Source organism: Kitasatospora sp. NPDC029367 (assembly GCF_055569135.1).
On the sequence record NZ_JBVHYH010000010.1, the window covers coordinates 1 to 559 of the forward strand.

Consider the following 559-nt stretch of genomic DNA (forward strand, 5'->3'; position numbering starts at 1 on the left):
GGGAGTTGTGGGAGAGCGCCCTCTCTCCCCCTTCCCCCCCGGGCCCCCCCCCCTTTTTGGTGGGTCGTTGCTTTTTTTCCTGCGTTCTTCTCCCCCCCCCCCCCCCCCCCCCCCCCCCCACGGCCCGTGCGCCCCCCGACCGAGAGGTGTGCCATGACCGAGGTGGACGACCCGGCCGAGCCGGTGGACCCGATCGAGCTGCTCGCCCGGGCCCTCGCCCAGACCGCCGGGCTGATCGACGGCACCGGCGTGGAACTGGCCGGCCACCCGACCCCCTGCCGCTCCTGGGACGTCGGCGACCTGATCAGCCACCTCCTGTACGACCTGCGGCAGTTCACCGTCCGGGCCGAAGGCGGGCAGCCGGACTGGAGCCGGCCCTTCGACCGGGTCGAGGAGGACTGGCTGCACGCCTTCGAAGCCGGGGCCGAGCGGCTGGTCGAGGCCTGGCGGGGGGGGGGGGGGGGGGGGGGGGGGGGGGGGGGGGGGGGGGGGGGGGGGGGGGGGGGGGGGGGGGGGGGGGGGGGGGGGGGGGGGGGGAAGACGGAAAGAGAGAAGAGGG

Annotated in this window: 1 protein-coding gene; it reads left to right on the forward strand. The window is 77.3% G+C overall.

Features of this window, described 5'->3' with window-relative positions:
- Positions 1–153: 153 nt before the first annotated feature.
- The coding region (locus ACZ4W5_RS08155) for a maleylpyruvate isomerase N-terminal domain-containing protein (RefSeq protein ID WP_465653642.1) at positions 154–559 on the forward strand (406 nt) is incomplete at its 3' end.